Source organism: Streptomyces sp. NPDC002463 (genome assembly GCF_042889835.1).
GTDB lineage: Bacteria > Actinomycetota > Actinomycetes > Streptomycetales > Streptomycetaceae > Streptomyces > Streptomyces nymphaeiformis.
Genome location: NZ_JBIARL010000001.1, coordinates 174,278 through 192,194 on the forward strand (window position 1 = coordinate 174,278; position 17,917 = coordinate 192,194).

Annotated in this window: 17 protein-coding genes; 14 read left to right on the plus strand and 3 right to left on the minus strand. The window is 72.6% G+C overall.

Going from position 1 to position 17,917, the window contains the following annotated elements:
- Positions 1-4: 4 nt before the first annotated feature.
- The 3 genes from ACFYX3_RS00735 to ACFYX3_RS00745 all read right to left on the minus strand — a co-directional run bounded on the left by ACFYX3_RS00735 (position 5) and on the right by ACFYX3_RS00745 (position 3,489).
- On the minus strand, positions 5-841 hold the full coding sequence (locus ACFYX3_RS00735; RefSeq protein WP_389008039.1) for a carbohydrate ABC transporter permease: 837 nt from the start codon (positions 839-841) through the stop codon (positions 5-7).
- A gap of 32 nt (positions 842-873) precedes the next feature.
- On the minus strand, positions 874-1,896 hold the full coding sequence (locus ACFYX3_RS00740; RefSeq protein ID WP_376594516.1) for a carbohydrate ABC transporter permease: 1,023 nt from the start codon (positions 1,894-1,896) through the stop codon (positions 874-876).
- 294 nt (positions 1,897-2,190) lie between these two features.
- The gene (locus ACFYX3_RS00745; protein WP_116158916.1) at positions 2,191-3,489 is read right to left on the minus strand and encodes an extracellular solute-binding protein; all 1,299 of its coding nucleotides are present in this window, start codon (positions 3,487-3,489) and stop codon (positions 2,191-2,193) included.
- Positions 3,490-3,774: 285 nt separating this feature from the next.
- Here ACFYX3_RS00745 and ACFYX3_RS00750 point away from each other — a divergent pair, with 285 nt between their 5' ends.
- The 14 genes from ACFYX3_RS00750 (at position 3,775) to ACFYX3_RS00815 (ending at position 17,903) form a co-directional block, all read left to right on the plus strand.
- Complete coding sequence (locus tag ACFYX3_RS00750) at positions 3,775-4,539, plus strand: GntR family transcriptional regulator (protein WP_116158917.1); 765 nt, start codon at positions 3,775-3,777, stop codon at positions 4,537-4,539.
- 349 nt (positions 4,540-4,888) lie between these two features.
- Entirely contained in the window at positions 4,889-5,089 is a 201-nt protein-coding gene (locus tag ACFYX3_RS00755) for a hypothetical protein (RefSeq protein ID WP_389006790.1), read from the plus strand.
- Between the two features lie 26 nt (positions 5,090-5,115).
- Positions 5,116-5,394 carry a hypothetical protein gene (locus tag ACFYX3_RS00760; RefSeq protein ID WP_382660889.1) on the plus strand — a complete coding sequence of 93 codons (279 nt, stop codon included), beginning with the start codon at positions 5,116-5,118 and terminating at the stop codon, positions 5,392-5,394.
- A gap of 53 nt (positions 5,395-5,447) precedes the next feature.
- A complete protein-coding gene (locus ACFYX3_RS00765) occupies positions 5,448-6,521 on the plus strand; it encodes a glycosyltransferase family 2 protein (protein WP_389006793.1) in 1,074 nt (357 codons plus the stop codon).
- Positions 6,493-7,446, plus strand: coding sequence for a UbiA prenyltransferase family protein (locus ACFYX3_RS00770; protein ID WP_389006796.1), 954 nt, complete (start codon positions 6,493-6,495; stop codon positions 7,444-7,446). Before ACFYX3_RS00765 ends, ACFYX3_RS00770 begins: the two co-directional genes overlap by 29 nt.
- Positions 7,443-8,423 carry a lysylphosphatidylglycerol synthase domain-containing protein gene (locus ACFYX3_RS00775; protein WP_389006799.1) on the plus strand — a complete coding sequence of 327 codons (981 nt, stop codon included), beginning with the start codon at positions 7,443-7,445 and terminating at the stop codon, positions 8,421-8,423. The genes ACFYX3_RS00770 and ACFYX3_RS00775 overlap by 4 nt, the downstream gene beginning before the upstream one ends.
- Positions 8,420-9,850, plus strand: coding sequence for an aspartate aminotransferase family protein (locus ACFYX3_RS00780; protein ID WP_389006802.1), 1,431 nt, complete (start codon positions 8,420-8,422; stop codon positions 9,848-9,850). Before ACFYX3_RS00775 ends, ACFYX3_RS00780 begins: the two co-directional genes overlap by 4 nt.
- A complete protein-coding gene (locus ACFYX3_RS00785) occupies positions 9,844-10,890 on the plus strand; it encodes an NAD-dependent epimerase/dehydratase family protein (protein WP_389006805.1) in 1,047 nt (348 codons plus the stop codon). The genes ACFYX3_RS00780 and ACFYX3_RS00785 overlap by 7 nt, the downstream gene beginning before the upstream one ends.
- Before the next feature lie 12 nt (positions 10,891-10,902).
- On the plus strand, positions 10,903-11,946 hold the full coding sequence (locus ACFYX3_RS00790; RefSeq protein WP_389006808.1) for a glycosyltransferase family 2 protein: 1,044 nt from the start codon (positions 10,903-10,905) through the stop codon (positions 11,944-11,946).
- Positions 11,939-13,042: an endonuclease/exonuclease/phosphatase family protein gene (locus ACFYX3_RS00795; RefSeq protein WP_389006811.1), complete on the plus strand. Its 1,104-nt coding sequence runs from the start codon at positions 11,939-11,941 to the stop codon at positions 13,040-13,042. The genes ACFYX3_RS00790 and ACFYX3_RS00795 overlap by 8 nt, the downstream gene beginning before the upstream one ends.
- Positions 13,039-14,007, plus strand: coding sequence for an endonuclease/exonuclease/phosphatase family protein (locus ACFYX3_RS00800; protein WP_389006814.1), 969 nt, complete (start codon positions 13,039-13,041; stop codon positions 14,005-14,007). Before ACFYX3_RS00795 ends, ACFYX3_RS00800 begins: the two co-directional genes overlap by 4 nt.
- Before the next feature lie 15 nt (positions 14,008-14,022).
- Positions 14,023-14,988 carry an aldo/keto reductase gene (locus ACFYX3_RS00805; RefSeq protein ID WP_389006818.1) on the plus strand — a complete coding sequence of 322 codons (966 nt, stop codon included), beginning with the start codon at positions 14,023-14,025 and terminating at the stop codon, positions 14,986-14,988.
- Positions 14,978-16,903: an MMPL family transporter gene (locus ACFYX3_RS00810; protein ID WP_389006821.1), complete on the plus strand. Its 1,926-nt coding sequence runs from the start codon at positions 14,978-14,980 to the stop codon at positions 16,901-16,903. The genes ACFYX3_RS00805 and ACFYX3_RS00810 overlap by 11 nt, the downstream gene beginning before the upstream one ends.
- A 16-nt stretch (positions 16,904-16,919) precedes the next feature.
- Positions 16,920-17,903 carry a LuxR C-terminal-related transcriptional regulator gene (locus ACFYX3_RS00815; RefSeq protein WP_389006824.1) on the plus strand — a complete coding sequence of 328 codons (984 nt, stop codon included), beginning with the start codon at positions 16,920-16,922 and terminating at the stop codon, positions 17,901-17,903.
- Positions 17,904-17,917: the final 14 nt, after the last annotated feature.

A 17,917-nucleotide genomic window follows, 5' to 3' on the forward strand; every position in this document is an offset into this window, starting at 1 on the left:
GCCGTTATCCCTTCACCGCGCCGGCGGTCATGCCGCCGACGGCCTTGCGCTGGAGGAACAGGAAGACGATGAGCACGGGAAGGGCGAAGAGCGTGGAGGCGGCCATGGTGGCGCCCCAGTCGCTGCCGAACGCGGTCTGGAACTGGGTCAGCCAGAGCGTCAGGGTCTGCGACTCCTTCTCCTTGTTCAGCATGAGGATCATGGCGAACTCGTTCCAGGCGGTGATGAAGCCGAAGAGCGAGGTCGACATCAGGCCGGGCGCGAGCAGCGGGAAGATCACCTTGCGGAAGGCCTGGCCCCGGGTGCAGCCGTCGATCTGGGCGGCCTCCTCCAGCTCGACCGGGACGGCGGCGATGAAGCCGCGCAGGGTCCAGATCGTGAAGGGGAGGACCATGACGAAGTAGATGAGCGTCAGCATCGGGATGCTGTTCAGCAGGTCGTTCTCGCGGGAGATCATGTACATCGCGATGACCATGACCTCCCAGGGGGCCATCTGCGCCATCATCACGACGAGGACGATGCCCTTGCGCCCCTTGAACCTGAGGCGGGCGATCGCGAAGCTCGCGGCCAGGGCGACGACCAGGGCGAGCAGGACGGCGCCGACGGTGACCGTGAGGCTGTTGGTGACGTACGTCCAGAAGAGGTCGACGCCGGTCGCGGTCTTGTAGTTCTCGAACGTCGGGGTGAAGACGAAGACCGGATCCTTGGTCATGATCTCGTGCTGCGGCTTCAGCGAGGACGAGAACATCCAGTAGACCGGGAAGACGAACACGACGGCGAGCACGAGGGCGCCGAGGTTCTTGGCGACCGCACCGACCGTGAGCGGCTTGCGGGTGCGCAGCTTCTGCGGAGTCGGGGTGGTGGTGGCGGCGCTCACAGCTCCTCCTCCTCCTTCAGGATCAGGCGGAAGTAGAAGGACATGACCGCGATGAGCATCACGATCGTCAGGATGGAGATGGCGGCGGCGACGCCGTAGTGGAACTGGCCGACGCCCTCGATGTAGGCGAAGACCGGGAGGGTCTCGGAGCCGCGGTCGGGACCGCCGAGGTTCATGGCGTAGACCTGGGCGAACGCCTTGAAGATCCAGATGATCTCCAGGAACGTCGTGATCATGAAGAAGGACTTCAGGTTCGGGAAGACCACGGCCCAGAAGGTGCGCCAGCCGCTCGCGCCGTCCATCTTCGCGGCCTCGTACAGCTCGGAGCCGATGGTGGTCAGGCCGGCGTACATGTTGAGGGCGACGAAGGGGACGGAGCCCCAGACGAGCAGGATCAGGACGATGACCAGGGTGGAGAAGCCGGTCTCGAACCAGTTGTGCTGGTCGTAGCCGGAGAAGCCCAGCGTGCGCATCAGCCAGTTCACGACGCCGAACTGCTCGTCGAAGAGCCAGCGGAAGACGGTGACGGAGGCGACGATCGGCATGGCCCAGGCGAACATCAGGGCCAGCGAGAGGACCAGTCGCATCTTCTTGCCGAGGCGGTTGAGCAGCAGGCCGATGGCCGTGCCGATCGCCATGATCAGCGCGACGTTGACGGCGGTGAAGACGACGCTTCGGACGACGACGGTCCAGAAGTCCCCGTCGCCGAGGAGCTCCGTGTAGTTGTCGAAGCCGGTCCAGACCGTCTCGCGGGTGATGAACTCCTTCCGGTTGAGCTGCTGGAAGGAGAGGATCACATTGCGGATCAGCGGGTAGAGCAGCAGCACCGCCATGGACAGCAGGGCAGGCGCGACGAGCAGGTACGGCAGCACCCCGCTGGGCAGGGAGCGTCTGCCGCGTGGAGGCTGAAGGACTTCCTTCGGGCCCGAAGAGGATGGCGGAGTCTGAGACTTCCCTGCCGCCCTCCCGGGCGCGTCCTGGGGACCGGCGGTCGCCGTCCCCTGGGAGTCCACGGTCATGGTCTTATTCCTCGCGGTTCTGGGGCTCCCGCGCCCACCGGGGCACGGCCCGGGGGGAGCGGGCCGCTGATCACTGCATCGCTGCAACGCGCCGGTGGTGGGGGGGGGGGGGCCCCCCCCCCCCCCCCCCGGGGGCGGGGGGGGGGGGGGGGGGGGGGGGGGGGGGGGGGGGGGGGGGCCCCCCCCCCCGGGGGGGGGGGGGGGGGGGGGGGGGGGGCGCCCCCCCCCCCCCGGGCGGCCCGGGGGGGGGGGGGGGGGGGGCCCCCCCCCCCCCCCCACCACCGGGGCTACGGATTACTGCTGGTTGATGCGCTCGTTGATGACCTTGTCGGCCGCCTCGCCGGCCTTCTTGGCGTCCTCACCCTTCAGGACCTTGGTCATGTAGTCCTTGATCGGGTTCGGGGCGGTCTCGACGTTCGCCCAGCCCGGGGTGACCGGGGTGACCTTGCCGGAGGCGGACGAGGCCGCCATGGCCTCGGCGAAGGAGCCGGCGGCGGGCTTGAACTGCGCGGAGTCGGTGTTCGGAAGCAGCGCGCCCTCGGTGGCGGTCGCGTACTTCGTCATGAACTCCTTGCCGGCGGCGAGGGCCAGCCACTCCTTCGCGAGGTCCTTGTTCTTGGAGCGCTCGGCGATGGCGAGGTTCGAGCCGCCGAGGAAGACGGAGCCCGGCTTGTCGGCGGTCTTGCCCGGGATCGGGAAGTAGCCGAAGTCGGCGGTCTTGCCGGCCTTCTTCATGGCGTCGATCGCGCCGCCGGCCTCCCAGCCGAGACCGATCCAGGACGCCACGCCGCCCTTGGGGATGATGTCGGTGGACTGCTGCGGGGTCGCCTCGTCCTTGTCCTTCGGAGCGGTCGAGTAGGACGCCAGCTCCTTGTAGAAGTTCATGGCGCTGACGGCCTCGGGGGAGGACAGGTTGCCCTTCCACTTGTCGCCGTCCTTGACCGCCAGGTCGCTGCCCTCGTCCCAGATGAGGCCGGCGAGGACGTACCAGGACTGACCCGGCAGGTAGATGGCCTGCGACTTCGGGTCGGACGCCTTGAGCTTCTTCAGACCGTCGATCCACTCGGCGCGGGTCTTCGGCGGGGTGACGCCGGCCTTCTTGAAGGCGGCCTTGTCGTAGACGACGACGCGGTTGGCGGCGTACCACGGGGCGGAGTAGAGCTTGCCGTCCAGCTCGTTGGAGGCGACCATGCCCTTGTTCCAGGCGTCGTAGCCGAGCGTGGCCTTGTCGCCGGACAGGTCGGCGAGGCCGCCGGTGACCGCGTAGCCCGCGGTCTGCGTGTTGCCGAGCTCCAGGACGTCCGGCGGGGTGTCCTCGGAGAGGGCGGTGGTGACCTTCTCCTGGATGCCGTTCCAGATCTGCTTCTCGACCTTGACCTTGACGCCCGGGTGCTTGGCCTCGAAGGCCTTGTTCACCTCGGCCATCCAGGCGTCCGGCGCGGAACCGTCCATGACCCAGACGGTCAGGGTCTTGTCGCCCCCGGCGGCCTTGCCGCCGTCCTTGCCCTTGTCACTGCCGCTGTCGGAACCACACGCAGCGATGGAGACCATCATGCCCGCGACGCCGATCGCCGCGATGAGCTTGCGCTTCACGCCACCCTCCTCAGGGATGCCTGCAACCCCTGCCCACCGCGCGAAGACATACGTCAGGTAATGCTCGTGGGGCTGGGACCTGGTCTTTAATGGTTTAGACCAGTACCCGGAGCTTGGCCTAGACCTTTAGGGGTGTCAAGGGTGTATAAGAAGGGCAGTCGCGTCCGTTATCGGACCGACACCTGAGGGAGGGCGACGACCCGTGACCGGTCCGTGCCACCATGTGAGCCGCGACAGACGGAGGAGCCGGTGACGGCAGCAGCACAGGAGTCGGGAAGGCAGGCCATGGCCACGGACGCGGGCAGTACGGAGACAGAGAGCGGGGCACCCACCCGCACCGCGCGCGTGCCCAAGTACTACCGGCTCAAGCGACACTTGCTCGACATGACGGAGACCCTGCCGCCCGGCACGCCGGTCCCGCCGGAGCGCACGCTCGCCGCCGAGTTCGACACCTCGCGCACCACCGTGCGCCAGGCGCTCCAGGAGCTGGTCGTCGAGGGCCGCCTGGAGCGCATCCAGGGCAAGGGCACGTTCGTCGCCAAGCCCAAGGTCTCGCAGGCCCTGCAGCTCACCTCCTACACGGAGGACATGCGCGCCCAGGGTCTGGAGCCCACCTCGCAGCTCCTCGACATCGGGTACGTCACGGCCGACGACACCCTCGCCGGGCTGCTCGACATCTCGGCCGGCGGCCGGGTGCTCCGCATCGAGCGCCTGCGTCTCGCGAGCGGCGAGCCGATGGCCATCGAGACCACCCACCTGTCGGCGAAGCGCTTCCCCGCGCTGCGCCGCTCGCTCGTGAAGTACACCTCGCTGTACACGGCGCTCGCCGAGGTCTACGACGTGCACCTCGCCGAGGCCGAGGAGACCATCGAGACCTCCCTCGCCACCCCGCGCGAGGCCGGGCTGCTCGGCACGGACGTGGGCCTGCCGATGCTGATGCTCTCCCGCCACTCGCTGGACGCCCAGGGCGAGCCGGTGGAGTGGGTGCGGTCCGTCTACCGGGGCGACCGGTACAAGTTCGTGGCGCGCCTGAAGCGCCCCAACGGCTGAGCCCCTTCCCGTACGACACGAACGGCCGCACCCCGGCGGGGGGTGCGGCCGTTCGCCGTTCCAGGAGGCCGCACGCAGGCCGTACGGAGACGTGACGGGCACCCGGCACCTTCCGCCTGGCAGGAACGTGACGCCTCCCGGAAAGCCCCTGGTGAGCGGCGCGCGGAAGCCCGCGACACGCGCTGGCCCCTAACGGCCACGCGGTTGGCGCCAGCCGTTTTCCGGTGACAGGGCACCCTCGGCAGGCCAGTCTTGGACATGTCGAAGCCGCCCGGCAGAGCCCGGGAGCGGCCCCGGGGGAACCACCCCGCGATCCCCGTTCCGCACCGTCCAGGAAGGCAGCCCCGCCATGCCCAGCAGCGCCCGTTTCATCACCTTCGCCCGCATTCGGTTCCGTGTCGCCGTCGCCCTCGCCGTCCCCGCCGCGGCCGCACTGACCCTCGTCCTGGCCGCCCAGCCGGCGCCCGCCGGGGCGGCCGCCGCCACCGCCTCCGCGGTCACCGCGACCCCGCAGCTCGGCGACGTCAACGACGGCTTCTCCTGGGGCTGATCCCCATCTACCTCATCGGCGTCTCGATGAGGGCACCGGACGACGCCCCCGCACCGGACACCGACCCCCCACCGGCCCCGTCCGCCGCACGGCTCGTCGAGACGCTGCACCGCGTCGCCCGGCCGCAGGACCGCTTCGAGTCCGCCCGGGCGCTGGTCCTCGACCGGACCGTCCGGCTCGCCCTGTACATCCGGGGCCCCGACGAGATCGAGGCCGTCGGCCACGCGCTGCGGCTCTGCCGGCTCCTCCTCGGCCACTCCCCCGAGCTCTCCCGCCACCGCATCGCGGACTTCCGGCTCCTCTGACGCCCCCACCGCCCGAAGAGCCCCGCCCCACGGAACCCCACCAAGGAACCCCCATGCCCAGGGCCCGTCCCAGCGTGTCCGTCATCATCCCCAACTACAACTACGAGAAGACCCTGCGCGCCTGCCTCACCTCGGTCTTCGCCCAGACCCACGCCCCGCTCGACGTCATCGTCGTGGACGACGCCAGCACGGACCGCTCCCGGGACGTCGCCCGCGAGTTCGGCGTCGTCCTCATCGCCAACCCCCACAACCGCGGGGTGTCCGCCGCCCGGAACATGGGGGCCGCCGCCGCCCGCGGCGAGGTCCTCTTCTTCCTCGACTCCGACACCGCCCTCCACCCCGAGGCCCTCGCCCACGCCGCCGACCTGCTCCGGGACGACCCCGGCCTCGGCTGCGTCCACGGCGTCCTCGACCCCGAACCGCTCTTCGACGACGGGCCAGTCGAGCGCTACCACGCCCTCCACGCCCACTTCTGGCGCCGCCGCGCCGCCGGCGAGGTCCGCACCGCCTTCTTCGCCCTCGGCGCGATCCGCAAGGAGGTCTTCGAGGAGACCGGTCCCTTCGACGAGAACCTCCGCGACTCCGAGGACGTCGAGTACAGCGGCCGGCTCGTCCGCTCCCACCGGATCCTGATGACCGAGGCGATCCGCGGCCGCCACGACGACGTGGACCGGCTCGGGGCGATGCTCTCGGAGCAGTACCGGCGCTCGCAGCTGCTGATCGCGGCGCTCGGGCAGATGCGGGAGGGCGGGCTCACCGCCAACCGGCCGCTCGGCGTCCTCGCCGCCGCGCTGACCCTCCCCGCCCTGCTCCTCGGTCTGCTGTCCCCGTGGGGGCTGCTCGTCCCGGCGCTGTGCGCGCTGCTCTTCGCCTGCGCGGATCCGGCTCTGAGCCGGTTCGCGCTGCGGACCCGGGGCCCGGGCTTCCTCCTCTACTTCACCGCGGTCCACTTCCTGCTCCACCAGGCGATCGTCCTCGGCGCGGCCCGCGGCGCCGTCCGCTGGCTCACCGAGCCGGACTTCGGCCCGAGCGTGCGCCGCCGGGACGTCACCGCCTCCCCCACCACCTCCGTACGCCCCTCCCCACAGGAGTACGTCCATGGCCACGCCCACGCTGACCGGACGTGAGGCGCCGGCGGTCCGTCCGCCGGCCTCCCGTCCCCCCAGTCGTCTCGCCGACCTCACCGCCCTCGTCCGCCCCGGGCAGTGGACGAAGAACCTGGTCGTCGTCCCCCTCGGCCTGCTCGGCGCCCCCCACCTCGACGGCGCCGCGCTCGGCGGCGCGCTGGCCGCGATCGCCGTCTTCACCCTCGCGTCCGCGCTGATCTACCTGGTCAACGACATCGGCGACCGGGACCGCGACCGGCGCCACCCGGAGAAGCGGCACCGGCCGATCGCCGCCGGGCGGATCGGCGTCGCCACCGCCGTGTCCTTCGCCGCCGCGCTGGCCGCCCTCCTCGCGGTCACCGTCGGCCTGACCGCGCTCACCGGCACGGCCGGGCTCGCGGACTGGTGGCCGGTCGCCGCGTACGTCGCGCTCAACGCCGCGTACAGCAAGGGCCTCAAGCACGTCCCGCTGCTCGACGTCTTCATCGTGGCCCTCGGATTCGTGCTGCGCCTCGCCCAGGGGTGCCTGGCCTCCGGGAGCCCGGTGCCGGACTGGCTCGCGCTCTGCGTCTTCTCGCTCTGCCTGCTGCTGATCCTCGGCAAGCGGCGCCACGAGATGGCGGTCGGCGGGGTGCTGCACCGGCCCGCGCTGCGCGGCTACACCCTCGGCTTCCTCGACCAGCTGCTCGCCTTCACCGCCGTCCTCACGGCCGTCAGTTACGTGCTGTACGTCCAGGGCGGCCCGGTCTTCGGCGCGCACGGCCCGCTGGTCGCGGTGCTCACCGCCCCCTTCGCGCTCTTCGGCCTCGCCCGCTACCTCCAGCTGATCGTGGTCGACTCGGGCGGCGGGAATCCCTCGCGGGCCCTGTTCAGCGACCGGATGACCGTCTCCAACGCCCTGCTCTGGTCGGCGCTGCTCGCCGGCGCGTGGCTGCTGGCCTCATGACCGCGACGACCGCCGTGCGGACCGCGCCGGCCGCGCCCCGGAGCGAGGCCGGGCGCCTCCGCCGCGCCCTCCCCGTCCTCTTCCCCGTCGCGGTCGTCACGGGCATCGCCTTCGCCCTGTACGACCGGGCCGGCGAGCTCGCCGCCCTGGTCCTGCGGCCCGGCTCCGTCCCGTACCTCCTGGCGGCGCTCGCGGCCAACGCCGGCGCCGTCCTGCTGTCCATGGCCACCTGGCGGACCCTCCTGTCCGACCTGGGGCCGCGGGTGCCGGGCCGGACCGCGACCCGGATCTACTTCACCTCCTACCTCGGCAAGTACGTGCCGGGCGCCGTCTGGGGCGTCCTCTCCCAGCTGCGGATGGGCGGCGCGGCCGGGGTGCCGGCGCCGGTCGTGCTCGCCGTCTTCCTGCTCAACCTGATCGTGGCCGTCCTCACCGGTCTCGCCGTCGGCCCGGTCGCCGCGCCCTGGACGATCGGGGCCGAGGCCTGGTGGCTGGTGCTGCCGGGCGCGGTCACCCTCGCCTTCGCCGCCCGGCCCGTACTGCTCCACCGCCTGGCCGCCACCGCCGCCCGCCTGGCCCGCCGGCCCGCCCCCCAGGCCCGGGCGAGCGACCGGGGCATGCGCCGGGCGCTGGCCTCCGCGACCGGTTCCTGGGCGGTCGGCGGGCTCCACCTGTGGGCGCTCGCCGTGATGCTCGGCGCCCCGCCGCTGACCGCGCTGCCGGTCTGCGTGGGCGGCTTCGCCCTGGCCACCGCCGCCGCCAGCCTCGTCGTGGTGCTGCCGGACGGCTGGGGCGCCCGCGAGGCCCTGCTGCTCCTGGCCCTGACCGCCGTCCTGCCCTGGCAGGAGGCGACCGCCGCCGCGGTCGCCAGCCGGGTGGTCTGCACCCTCAGCGAGGTCCTCGTCGGGGGCGCCGCCCTCCTCCTGACCCTCCCCCGCCGCACGACTCCCCCCACCGACCCGAAGGAACGGACATGACCGCCCTCTACACCGTCGACGACTGCGAGTCGCTGACGACCAAGCAGGTCCACGGCCTGTACAAGGACCACGTCAACAAGAGCCAGGTCTCCCTGATGACCTCCTTCGGCTTCGGCCAGGAGCTCGTCGAGAGCGCGGAGGGCGTGTGGATCACCCAGCGCGACGGCCGCCGCGTCCTCGACTTCACCGGCGGGGTCGGCGTCCTCAACCACGGTCACAACCACCCCCGGATCCTCGCCGCCCGGCAGCGCTTCCAGGAGCGCAGGAGCATGGAGGTCCACAAGACCTACTTCTCGCCGTACATCGCGGCCCTCGGCCACAACCTGGCGGAGCTGCTGCCCGGCGACCTGAACATGTCGTTCTTCCCCAACTCCGGTGCGGAGGCGGTCGAGGGAGCGGTCAAGCTGGCGTACAAGTACCACGGCGGCCGCCGCTCCCGGGTGCTGCGGGCCGACATCTCCTTCCACGGCAAGCTGCTCGGCTCGGGCAGCCTGACCGGCCAGAACGCGTCGACGTTCCAGTTCCCCGGCATCCCCGGCGTGGGGGTCTTCCGGTACGGCGACCTGGAGTCCGTACGGAGGCTGGTCGCCGAACTCCGTACCGACAAGGGCGAGTCCGATGTGTACGCGATCCTCATCGAGCCGCTGTCCGCGTCGACGATGAACGAGTGCTCGGAGGAGTTCCTGCGCGGACTGCGGGAGCTGTGCACGGCCGAGGACATCGTGCTGCTCTTCGACGAGATCTACACCGGCTGGGGCAAGACGGGCACCCTCTTCCACTTCATGCGGTACGAGGGCCTGGTCCCCGACATCCTCACCACCTCGAAGTCCTTCGGCGGCGGCAAGTCCTCCATCTCCGCGTTCGTCGCCCGCGAGCCGGTCTTCCGCAAGGCGTACGACAACCTCACGGACGCCCTGCTGCAGTCGACGTCCACCACCTACTACGGCTTCGGCGAGGAGGCGGTCACCGCCATCGAGGCCGTCAACGTGGCCGTCGAGGACGACTATCCGGCCCGCGCCCGGGACATCGAGCGGATCCTCGCCCCGGGTCTGGAGCGGATCGCGAAGGAGTACCCGGACGTGGTCGCCGAGGTCCGCGGCCACGGCGCGCTGCACGGCGTCTTCCTGCACAAGGGCCCGAAGGTCCTGGAGCTGCTGACGAAGCTGGTGCCGGGCTCGATGACGAAGGACCCGCGGTTCCGCACCAAGCTCGTCACCTCGTCGGTGGTCAACGCCCTGTACCGGGACCACGGCGTCTACACGTACTACACCCTCAACGGCGACAACCCGCTGATGGTCGCCCCCTCGCTGGTCGCCGAGCCGCACGAGGTCGAGTTCTTCCTGGACTGCCTCGACAAGACCCTGGCCCAGGGTCTGCCCCGTCTGCTCACCCGTTTCGTCAAGGAGAAGGTGTCGTCGCTGTGGTAGAGCGCATCGTGGTCACCGGCGGTGCCGGAATGCTCGGTTCGACCCTGATCGAGCGGCTGCTCGACGAGGGCCGGCAGGTGCACTGCGTGGACCTGCGGGCCCCGCGCACGGAGCACGCGAACCTCACGCACACGGTCACGGACGTCCGGGACCCCGTGGCGATGAAGCGGGCCACGGCGGACGCCGACGTGGTGGTGCACTGCGCCGCCGCCCTGCCCAGCTACCCGGCGGACACCATCCGCTCGGTGATCGTCGGCGGCACGGAGGCGGTCCTGACGGCCGCCGAGGCGAACGCCGTGCCCAGGGTCGTGCACATCTCCTCGACCGCCGTGTACGGACTGCCGAAGGTGGTGCCGACCCCGGAGGAGTACCCGCGCGAGCCCGTCGACACGTACAGCGCCGCGAAGGCGGAGGCCGAGGAGGTCGCGGAGCGCTTCCGGGGCCGCGGGACGTGCGTGCCGATCCTGCGGCCCAAGACCTTCCTCGGGCCCGGCCGGATGGGGCTCTTCGCGATGCTCTTCGAGTGGGCGGCCGAAGGACGGAACTTCCCCGTCCTCGGCCGGGGCGACGTCCGCATCCAGATGTTCGACGTGGCCGACCTGGTCGACGCGGTCGTCACCGCGATGGAGGCGCCCGCCGAGCGCGCCGACGACACGTTCAACCTCGGCGCCACCGAGTTCGGCACGATACGCGAGGACTTCCAGGCCGTCCTGGACGCGGCCGGGCACGGCAAGCGGGTCCGCTCGCTGCCCGCGAGGCCCGCGCTCGCCGCGCTCAGCCTGCTCCAGCGCTCCGGGCTCTCCCCCGTCTACGGACGCCTGCTCCACAAACTCCTCGACGACAGCTTCGTCTCCACCGACAAGGCGAGGGACGTCCTCGGCTTCCGGCCGAAGCACTCCAACCAGGACGCGATCCTGCGCACCTTCGCCTGGTGGCAGGCGCAGCAGCGGACCGCCCGCCCCGCGCGGAAGAGCGAGGGCGTCACCAGTGTCGAACCGTGGCGGCAGGGGGCCCTCTCCCTCGCCAAGGTCCTCTTCTAGGAGCACCCGATCATGTCCCTCCCCCTGGTCTCCGTCATCGTCCCCAACTACAACTACGGCCGCTCGATCGGCCTGTGCGTCGAGGCCGCCCTCGCCCAGACGTACCCGCACATCGAGATCGTCGTCGTCGACGACTGCTCCACCGACGACTCCGCGGCGATCGCCGCCGCGGCCGGCGCCCGCGTGGTCTCCACCGGCGTCAACAGCGGGGTCGCCGTCGCCCGCAACCTCGGCGCGGAGCTCTCCTCCGGCGAGATCCTGGTCTTCCTCGACTCCGACGTCGCCATGCACCCCGACGCGGTCGCCAAGTCCGTCGAACTCCTCGCCTCCGGGCAGGGGTACGGCGCGATCTGCGGCACCTACGAACCGGAGCCGCTGATCCGGGACAGCCTGATCGAGGAGTACCGCTCGCTCCAGCAGTACTACCTGCTGCTGAAGTCGGAGGGGGTCATCGACACCGTCCACACCGCGATCCTGGCCATGCCCCGGCGGGTCTTCGACGAGGTCGGCCCGTTCAACCCGATCCTGCGGCACACCGAGGACCAGGACTACGGGCGCCGGATCTCCGAGCGGTACACGGTGCTCAGCTCCCTGGAGGTGCGCGGCCGGCACGACCACGACGACACCGTGCGGATCGTCCTCGACAAGGTCTTCGCCCGCGCCCGGCTCGCCGTGCCCCTCATCCTCGGCCGGCGGCACCTCCAGGGCGGCTTCGTCACCGGCCCGCGCGCGGGCGCCAGCCTGGCCGCGCCCCTGACCGTCGCCGCCCTCGCCGCGCCCCTGCTGTGGGGGGCCGCGTGGGCCCTGCTCCCGCTCGCCCTGTTCCTGCTCGGCGTCTGGGGCGACCTGGACATGTACCGCGAGGTGCGGCGGCACCGGGGGCGGCTGTTCCTCGGGTACTTCGTGGCGGTCAACTTCCTGGTGAACCTGACGGTGTTCGCGGCGATCGGGGTCGCGGGCGTGCAGTGGCTGTGCTCGAAGCGCTTCCGGCACCTGTACGACCCGCAGCCGCGGCCCGACCTCGCGCGGGCGACCGCGGGTGCCGACCGTGGCTGACACGCTCGCGCCGGCTCAGGACGTGCCCGTACGGAACCGCCGGAACCTGCTCGTCCTGGGCGCCGCCCTCGCCTGGCTCGTCCTGCTCCTCGTCGAGTGGGCGGCGGACGGCCGCGTCTGGCTCGGGCAGTTCGTCGGCATCGTGCCGCCGGCCGCCTTCGTCCTGGTGCCCCTGGCCCTCGCGGCCCTCGTCCCGCTCGCCCGGGGCGCGGCCAGGTGGCGGACCCTCGCCGCCGCCGCGCTCGCCCTCCTCCTGGGCTTCGGGCAGTCGGGCCTCGACCCGGCGGCGCTGTGGCGGACGGAGCCGCGGCCGGGACCGGACGCGGTGCGGGTCTTCGCCTGGAACACCAACTCGTGGAACCAGCTCCTCGGCACCCAGGACCACTTCTACGCCTTCCTGAAGGCGAAGGACGCCGACGTGTACCTGCTGCACGAGTACCAGCACGTCACCGCCGACCGGAAGGAGAAGCTGCCGGTCGACGACCTGGCACGGCTGCGCCGGGAGTTCCCCGGCTACCGGCTCGCCGTCCGGGGCGAGCTGGTGACGCTCTCCCGCTTCCCGATCCTGCGGCAGCCGGCCGTGGGCCCGGCCCGGGAGGTGCCGCCCGGCGCGGACTGGCCGACGGAGTACCGCGCGAACAAGGTGCTGCGGACGGACGTCCTGGTCAGGGGCCGCGCGGTGTCCTTCTACAACGTGCACATGCCGGTGTGGAACAGCATGCCGGACGGTCTCCTCTCCGCCGCCTTCTACCGCCACATGCGGGAACGGTTCGCCCCCCGCCGGGCGCAGTACGAGGGCCTCGAAGCCGACCTGGCGGCCAACCGCAACCCGGTGGTCGTGGCCGGCGACTTCAACGCGACGGCCGCGATGTCGGACCTGGACCCGCTGCGGGAGCACCTCGACGACGCGGCGGAGGTGAGCACCGACCCGTACCCGACGAGCTGGGAGGAGGGCGGCTGGAAGCCCTTCTGGCGGACCGACTGGGCGTTCACCGGGAACGGGGCGCGGGCCGAGCGGTACGCGTTCGGCGCTCCGGAGGAGCTGTCCGACCACGCCGTGCAGGACCTGTGGGTGTCGCTGCCGGGGAGCGGATGACGGCGATGGTCCTGTACTGCGCCCTCGCCTGGGCGGTCTTCCTGGCCCTGCACCTGGTGCTCAACGGCCGCTGGTGGCCGTGGCTCGCGGTCTCGCTGCTTCCGCCGGTGGCCCTCGCGGCCGTGCCGCTCGCCCTGCTCGCCGCCGCGCTCGCCACCGGCGGCGGGCTCGCGGCGGCGCTCGCCGGGGGCTGCCTCCTCGTGGCGTGGCCGCAGAACGGGATCAACCTGCGGGGACTCCGCCGTGCGGCCGACGGGGAGGGGCTGCGGCTGGTGTCCTGGAACACCCAGCACTGGAACCAGGGCGGCGACCCCGACCGCTACTACGCCTTCCTGCGCTCGCTCGACGCCGACGTGTACGTCCTCCAGGAGTACCTGAACGGCTTCGAGGGCGGCGAGGTCTGGGACATCGACGACGAGGCCCGGCTGCGGGCGGAGTTCCCCGGCCACCACCTGGCCGTCGGCAACAACTCCGTGACGCTGTCCCGGTTCCCGCCCGCCGGGCCGCCGGTGCCGGTCGGCGCCTGCTCGCTGCGGGTGGACCTGCGGGTCGGGGAGCGTGTCCTGTCGACGTACAACGTGCACATCCCGGTGCAGCTCACGGTGATGAACCCGCTGCGTCCGGCGTTCTTCCGGGACATGCGGCGCCGGGCGGCGGCCCGCGACCGGGAGTACGCGGCGCTCGTCGCCGACCTGCGGGGCAATCCGCACCCGGTCCTGGTGACCGGCGACTTCAACACCAGCGCCGCCATCGGCGACATACGCCGGATGCCCCGCTCGCTGCGCGACGCGATCGGCGCCTGCCGTTCGGTCCTGCCGGCCAGCTGGAACGCCCGTGCGCGGCTGCGGTTCTGGCGGATCGACTGGGCGTTCACCGGCGGCGGCGCCCGGGTCGGCTCGTACCGCTTCCGTGACGCGGAGGGCCTCTCGGACCACCTCGTCCAGGAACTGACCGTCACCCTCTGAGAGAGAAGAAGAACCATGGAGTACACGAACCTGGGCGGCCCCGACGGCCCCCGTGTGTCCACGCTCTGCCTGGGCACCCTGCCGTTCGGCACCCGGATCGACGAGGCCGCGGCCTTCGCCGTCCTCGACCGCTTCCACGGGGCCGGCGGCACCTTCATCGACACCGCGAACACCTACGCCTTCTGGGAGCCGGGCGCGACCGGCGCCGAGAGCGAGCTGCTCATCGGGCGCTGGCTGCGCAGCCGGGGCGTCCGGGACGAGATGGTCATCGCCACGAAGGTCGGCGCGCTGCCGGACCCGCCGGGCTCGGCCTGGCCGGAGTGCGCGGAGGGCCTGTCGGCGCCGGTGATCCGCCGCCAGGTGGAGGCGAGCCTGCGGAACCTGGGCACGGACCGGATCGACCTGTACTACGCGCACATCGACGACCGGGCGACGCCGGTCGCGGAGACGATGGGCGTCTTCGCCGAGCTCGCCGACGTCGGGAAGATCGGCCGGGCCGGCTGCTCGAACTTCGCGGCCTGGCGGATCGAGGAGTCCCGGGGCGCGGCGGCCGCCGCCGACCTGCCGGACTACGCGGCCGTGCAGCAGCGGTACACCTACCTCCGGCCGCGCCCCGGGGCGGAGTTCGGGGTGAACCCGCACGCCTCGGAGGAGCTGCTCGACTACCTGGGGACGCGGCCGGAGCTGACGTTCACGGCGTACACGACCCAGCTGACGGGGGCGTACACCGATCCGGGCAAGGAGATCCCGGAGCAGTACCGGCACACGGGTTCGGAACGGCGGCTGAAGGTGCTCGCCGAGGTGGCGGCGGAGCTCGGGGTGACCGCGAACCAGGTGGTCCTGGCCTGGGCGTCGGGCGGTGAGCTGCCCGTCCTGCCGGTGATCGGGGCGAGTTCGCCGGAGCAGCTGGACGAGACCCTGGGTGCGGTGGGGCTGCGGCTGGACGAGGAGCTCAGGAAGCGGCTCGACGATGTGGACTGAGCGCGTACGGACCGCGGCGCTGCGGCACCGGGTGGCGGTCGGGGTGGTGTGGCTGCTCGTGCTGCTGCTCGGCGGGGCGGTGGCGGTGCTCGGCCTCGGGCGGCTCGACCAGTCCTTCACCGCGTCCGACGGGCCGGGCCACCGGGCGAACCGGGCGATCCAGGAGCGGTACGGGAACGGGGCCGCGGTCGCCCCGCTGGTCGCGGTCGTGACCTGGCCGGCGGCGCGGGACGCGCAGGCCTTCGCGGACGCTCTGGAGCGGGCGGCTGGGCCGGGCGCGCGGACGGTCTCGCACGCGGCGACGGGCGACGAGGGGTTCCTCGGCACGGACGGGCGGACCGAGTACGCGCTGGTCTACCCGGCCGCCGGGAAGCCGGACCTGGCGGGTCTGACGGCGGTCGAGGAGGCGGCGGTCACGCTGCGCACGGGGCTGCGGTCGGCGCTGCCCGGGGCCCGGGTCGAGGTGACGGGCGTCCTGCCGCTCCAGCACGACAGCGCGCTCGCGGGGCCGGGCGCGGTGGCCCTCGCGGCGAAGGCGGTCTGCGCGGTGGGGCTGCTGCTCGTGCTGGTCCTGGTGTTCCGCTCGCCGCTCGGGGTCCTGGCGCCGCTGCTGCTCGCGGCCGTGACCTCGGTGGGGGCGCTGGTCCTGGTGGAGGCGGTGGCGGGGTTCACCGAGATCAGCTTCGTCGTGGTGTACCTGGTGCCGGTGACGGCGCTCGTGGTCGCGGTGCACCGCCGGGCGCGGCCGCCGGGCGCGGCCGCGGCCCGGGCGGCGGTGACGGGCGGCGCGGCGGGCGCGGCGGCCTGCGCGGTCCTGGCGCTCTTCCCGGCGCCGTTCCTGCGGTCGGTCGGGGTGGCGGGCCTCGCGGTCTGCGCGGTGGGCACGGCGGCGGCGCTCACGCTGGGGCCGGTGCTGGGGCCTGCGCTGGGGCCTCGGGTCGTACCTCGGGTGGTGCCGAAGCCCGTACAGAGCAACCGGGTCCTCTCCGCGCCTCTCCCCGCCGTCGGTCTCGCCCTCCTCGTCCTGCTCACCGGCGCGGCCACGCAGCTGCGGGTCGGCAACCCGGAGGCACGTGCCCTGGTGGCGAGCGGTCCGGCCCGGGACGGTCTGGACCGGCTGACGGCGGCCGGCGTGCCCTCGGGGGTGCTGAACCCGCTGGAGGTCCTGGTGGCCGAGGGCGCCGACGCGGCGGCGGTGGCCGTGCGGGCGGCGCGGGTTCCGGGTGTGCTGCTCGCGGCGGCGCCCGCCGACTGGCGCCGCTCGGGCTCCGCCCTGGTGGTCGTCGTGCCGGAGGCGGAGCCGATGACGGCGGCCGGGGCGGGGACGGTGACGGCGCTGCGGTCGGCGCTCGCCGGCACGGGCGCCCTGGTGGGCGGTTCGGGTGTGGTGGACCGGGATCTGGTGGACGGGGTGTACGGGCTGCTGCCGTACGCGGTCCCGTCGGCGGCCCTGGCCGCGTTCGGGGTCCTTGCCCGGCGGTCGGGGCGGGGCCCGGCGGCGCGGGCGGTCCTGGCCGGGCTGCTCGCGGCGGGCGCGGCGGCGGGGGCACTCGTGGTGCTGTGGCAGTGGGGTCCCGCGGGGACCGGCGCGGTGACGGGCTGGGTGCCGCTGGTGGTGGGCACCTTCGCGTTCTGCGTGTCCCTGGAGCGGTCGGCGGGCGGCCCGGGCCGGGCGGGGATCGTGGCGGCGGGCGCGGGCGCGCTGGCGGTGCTCGCGGTGGGGATCGGTCCGCAGGTCGAACTGGCCCTGCTGGTATCCGGGTTCGCGGCGGGCGCGGTGGTGGACGCGCTGGCCGCCGTACCCGCGTGGCCTCACCCGCGAGTTCACCCCGATTGGTCTAGACCTAGAGGGATCATCCCCTCTAGCATCGACGACCGCGATCACCGGCCCGACCGGTCGCGCCACGGAACGTGACGAGGGGGAATCACCGATGCTGGAGGCGCTCGGCATACAGGAGTCGACGGAGGCCGTCTACCGACTGCTCCTGGAGCGGCCCGAGTACGACGTGACGGACATGGCGGCCCATCTGGGCCGCCCCGAGCCGGAGGTCCGCGAGGCGCTCGCCTGCCTCGCGGACCTCAAGCTCGTCCTCATGGACGACACCTCGGGAGAGGTCGAACCCTTCAACCCCGACGTCGGCTTCTCGTTCCTGCTCTCCCGCGCCGAGGCCGAGCTGAGCAAACGCAAGCGCCAGGTCGAGCAGGCGGGCCGGGCGGTGGCCGGCATCCTCGCCTCCTACGCCGACTGCCCGGAACCGGCCGTCCGGCACGACCTCGTGGACCGCATCACCGGACTCGACCAGGTCCGCGAACGCCTGGAGGACCTGGCCGCGAACGCCCGCACCGAGTGCCTCTCGCTGCTGCCCGGCGGCGCCCAGCTCCCCGACACGATGGACGCGAGCCAGCCGCTCGACCAACTCGCCCTGGAACGCGGGGTGAAGATCCGCTCGATCTACCAGGAGAGCTTCCGCAACGACCCGCCGACCGTCGAGTACGTCCGCTGGTACTGCGACCTCGGCGGCGAGGCGCGGACCGTGCCCGTCGTCCCGATGCTCATGGTGATCGTCGACCGCGAGGCCGCCCTCGTCCCCGTCGACCCGGAGGACGGCCGCGCCGGCGCCCTCGAAGTGCGCAGCCCCGGCCTGGTCCACGCGCTCGTGGTCCTCTTCGACCGGCTGTGGGACGCGGGCACCCCCTTCGGCGAGGCCCCGCGCCGCGACGCCCACGACCTCTCCCCGCAGGAGCGGGAGTTGCTGATGCTCCTCGGCATCGGCTGCACGGACGACATCGCGGCCCGGCGGCTCGGGGTCTCGCTGCGGACCGTGCGGCGGATGAGCTCGGAGCTGATGAACAGGCTCGGCGCGCGCAGCCGGTTCGAGGCGGGGGTGCGGGCGACGAAGGAGGGATGGCTCTGAACCGTCCGGGGAAC

Excerpts from the sequence above, each read along its gene's own strand:
- ACFYX3_RS00740 (WP_376594516.1), bottom strand. The coding sequence starts at position 1,896 with ATGACCGTGGACTCCCAGGGGACGGCGACCGCCGGTCCCCAGGACGCG.
- ACFYX3_RS00750 (WP_116158917.1), top strand. The coding sequence starts at position 3,775 with ATGGCCACGGACGCGGGCAGTACGGAGACAGAGAGCGGGGCACCCACC.
- ACFYX3_RS00755 (WP_389006790.1), top strand. The coding sequence starts at position 4,889 with ATGCCCAGCAGCGCCCGTTTCATCACCTTCGCCCGCATTCGGTTCCGT.
- ACFYX3_RS00760 (WP_382660889.1), top strand. The coding sequence starts at position 5,116 with ATGAGGGCACCGGACGACGCCCCCGCACCGGACACCGACCCCCCACCG.
- ACFYX3_RS00765 (WP_389006793.1), top strand. The coding sequence starts at position 5,448 with ATGCCCAGGGCCCGTCCCAGCGTGTCCGTCATCATCCCCAACTACAAC.
- ACFYX3_RS00770 (WP_389006796.1), top strand. The coding sequence starts at position 6,493 with ATGGCCACGCCCACGCTGACCGGACGTGAGGCGCCGGCGGTCCGTCCG.
- ACFYX3_RS00775 (WP_389006799.1), top strand. The coding sequence starts at position 7,443 with ATGACCGCGACGACCGCCGTGCGGACCGCGCCGGCCGCGCCCCGGAGC.
- ACFYX3_RS00780 (WP_389006802.1), top strand. The coding sequence starts at position 8,420 with ATGACCGCCCTCTACACCGTCGACGACTGCGAGTCGCTGACGACCAAG.
- ACFYX3_RS00790 (WP_389006808.1), top strand. The coding sequence starts at position 10,903 with ATGTCCCTCCCCCTGGTCTCCGTCATCGTCCCCAACTACAACTACGGC.
- ACFYX3_RS00800 (WP_389006814.1), top strand. The coding sequence starts at position 13,039 with ATGACGGCGATGGTCCTGTACTGCGCCCTCGCCTGGGCGGTCTTCCTG.
- ACFYX3_RS00805 (WP_389006818.1), top strand. The coding sequence starts at position 14,023 with ATGGAGTACACGAACCTGGGCGGCCCCGACGGCCCCCGTGTGTCCACG.
- ACFYX3_RS00810 (WP_389006821.1), top strand. The coding sequence starts at position 14,978 with ATGTGGACTGAGCGCGTACGGACCGCGGCGCTGCGGCACCGGGTGGCG.
- ACFYX3_RS00815 (WP_389006824.1), top strand. The coding sequence starts at position 16,920 with ATGCTGGAGGCGCTCGGCATACAGGAGTCGACGGAGGCCGTCTACCGA.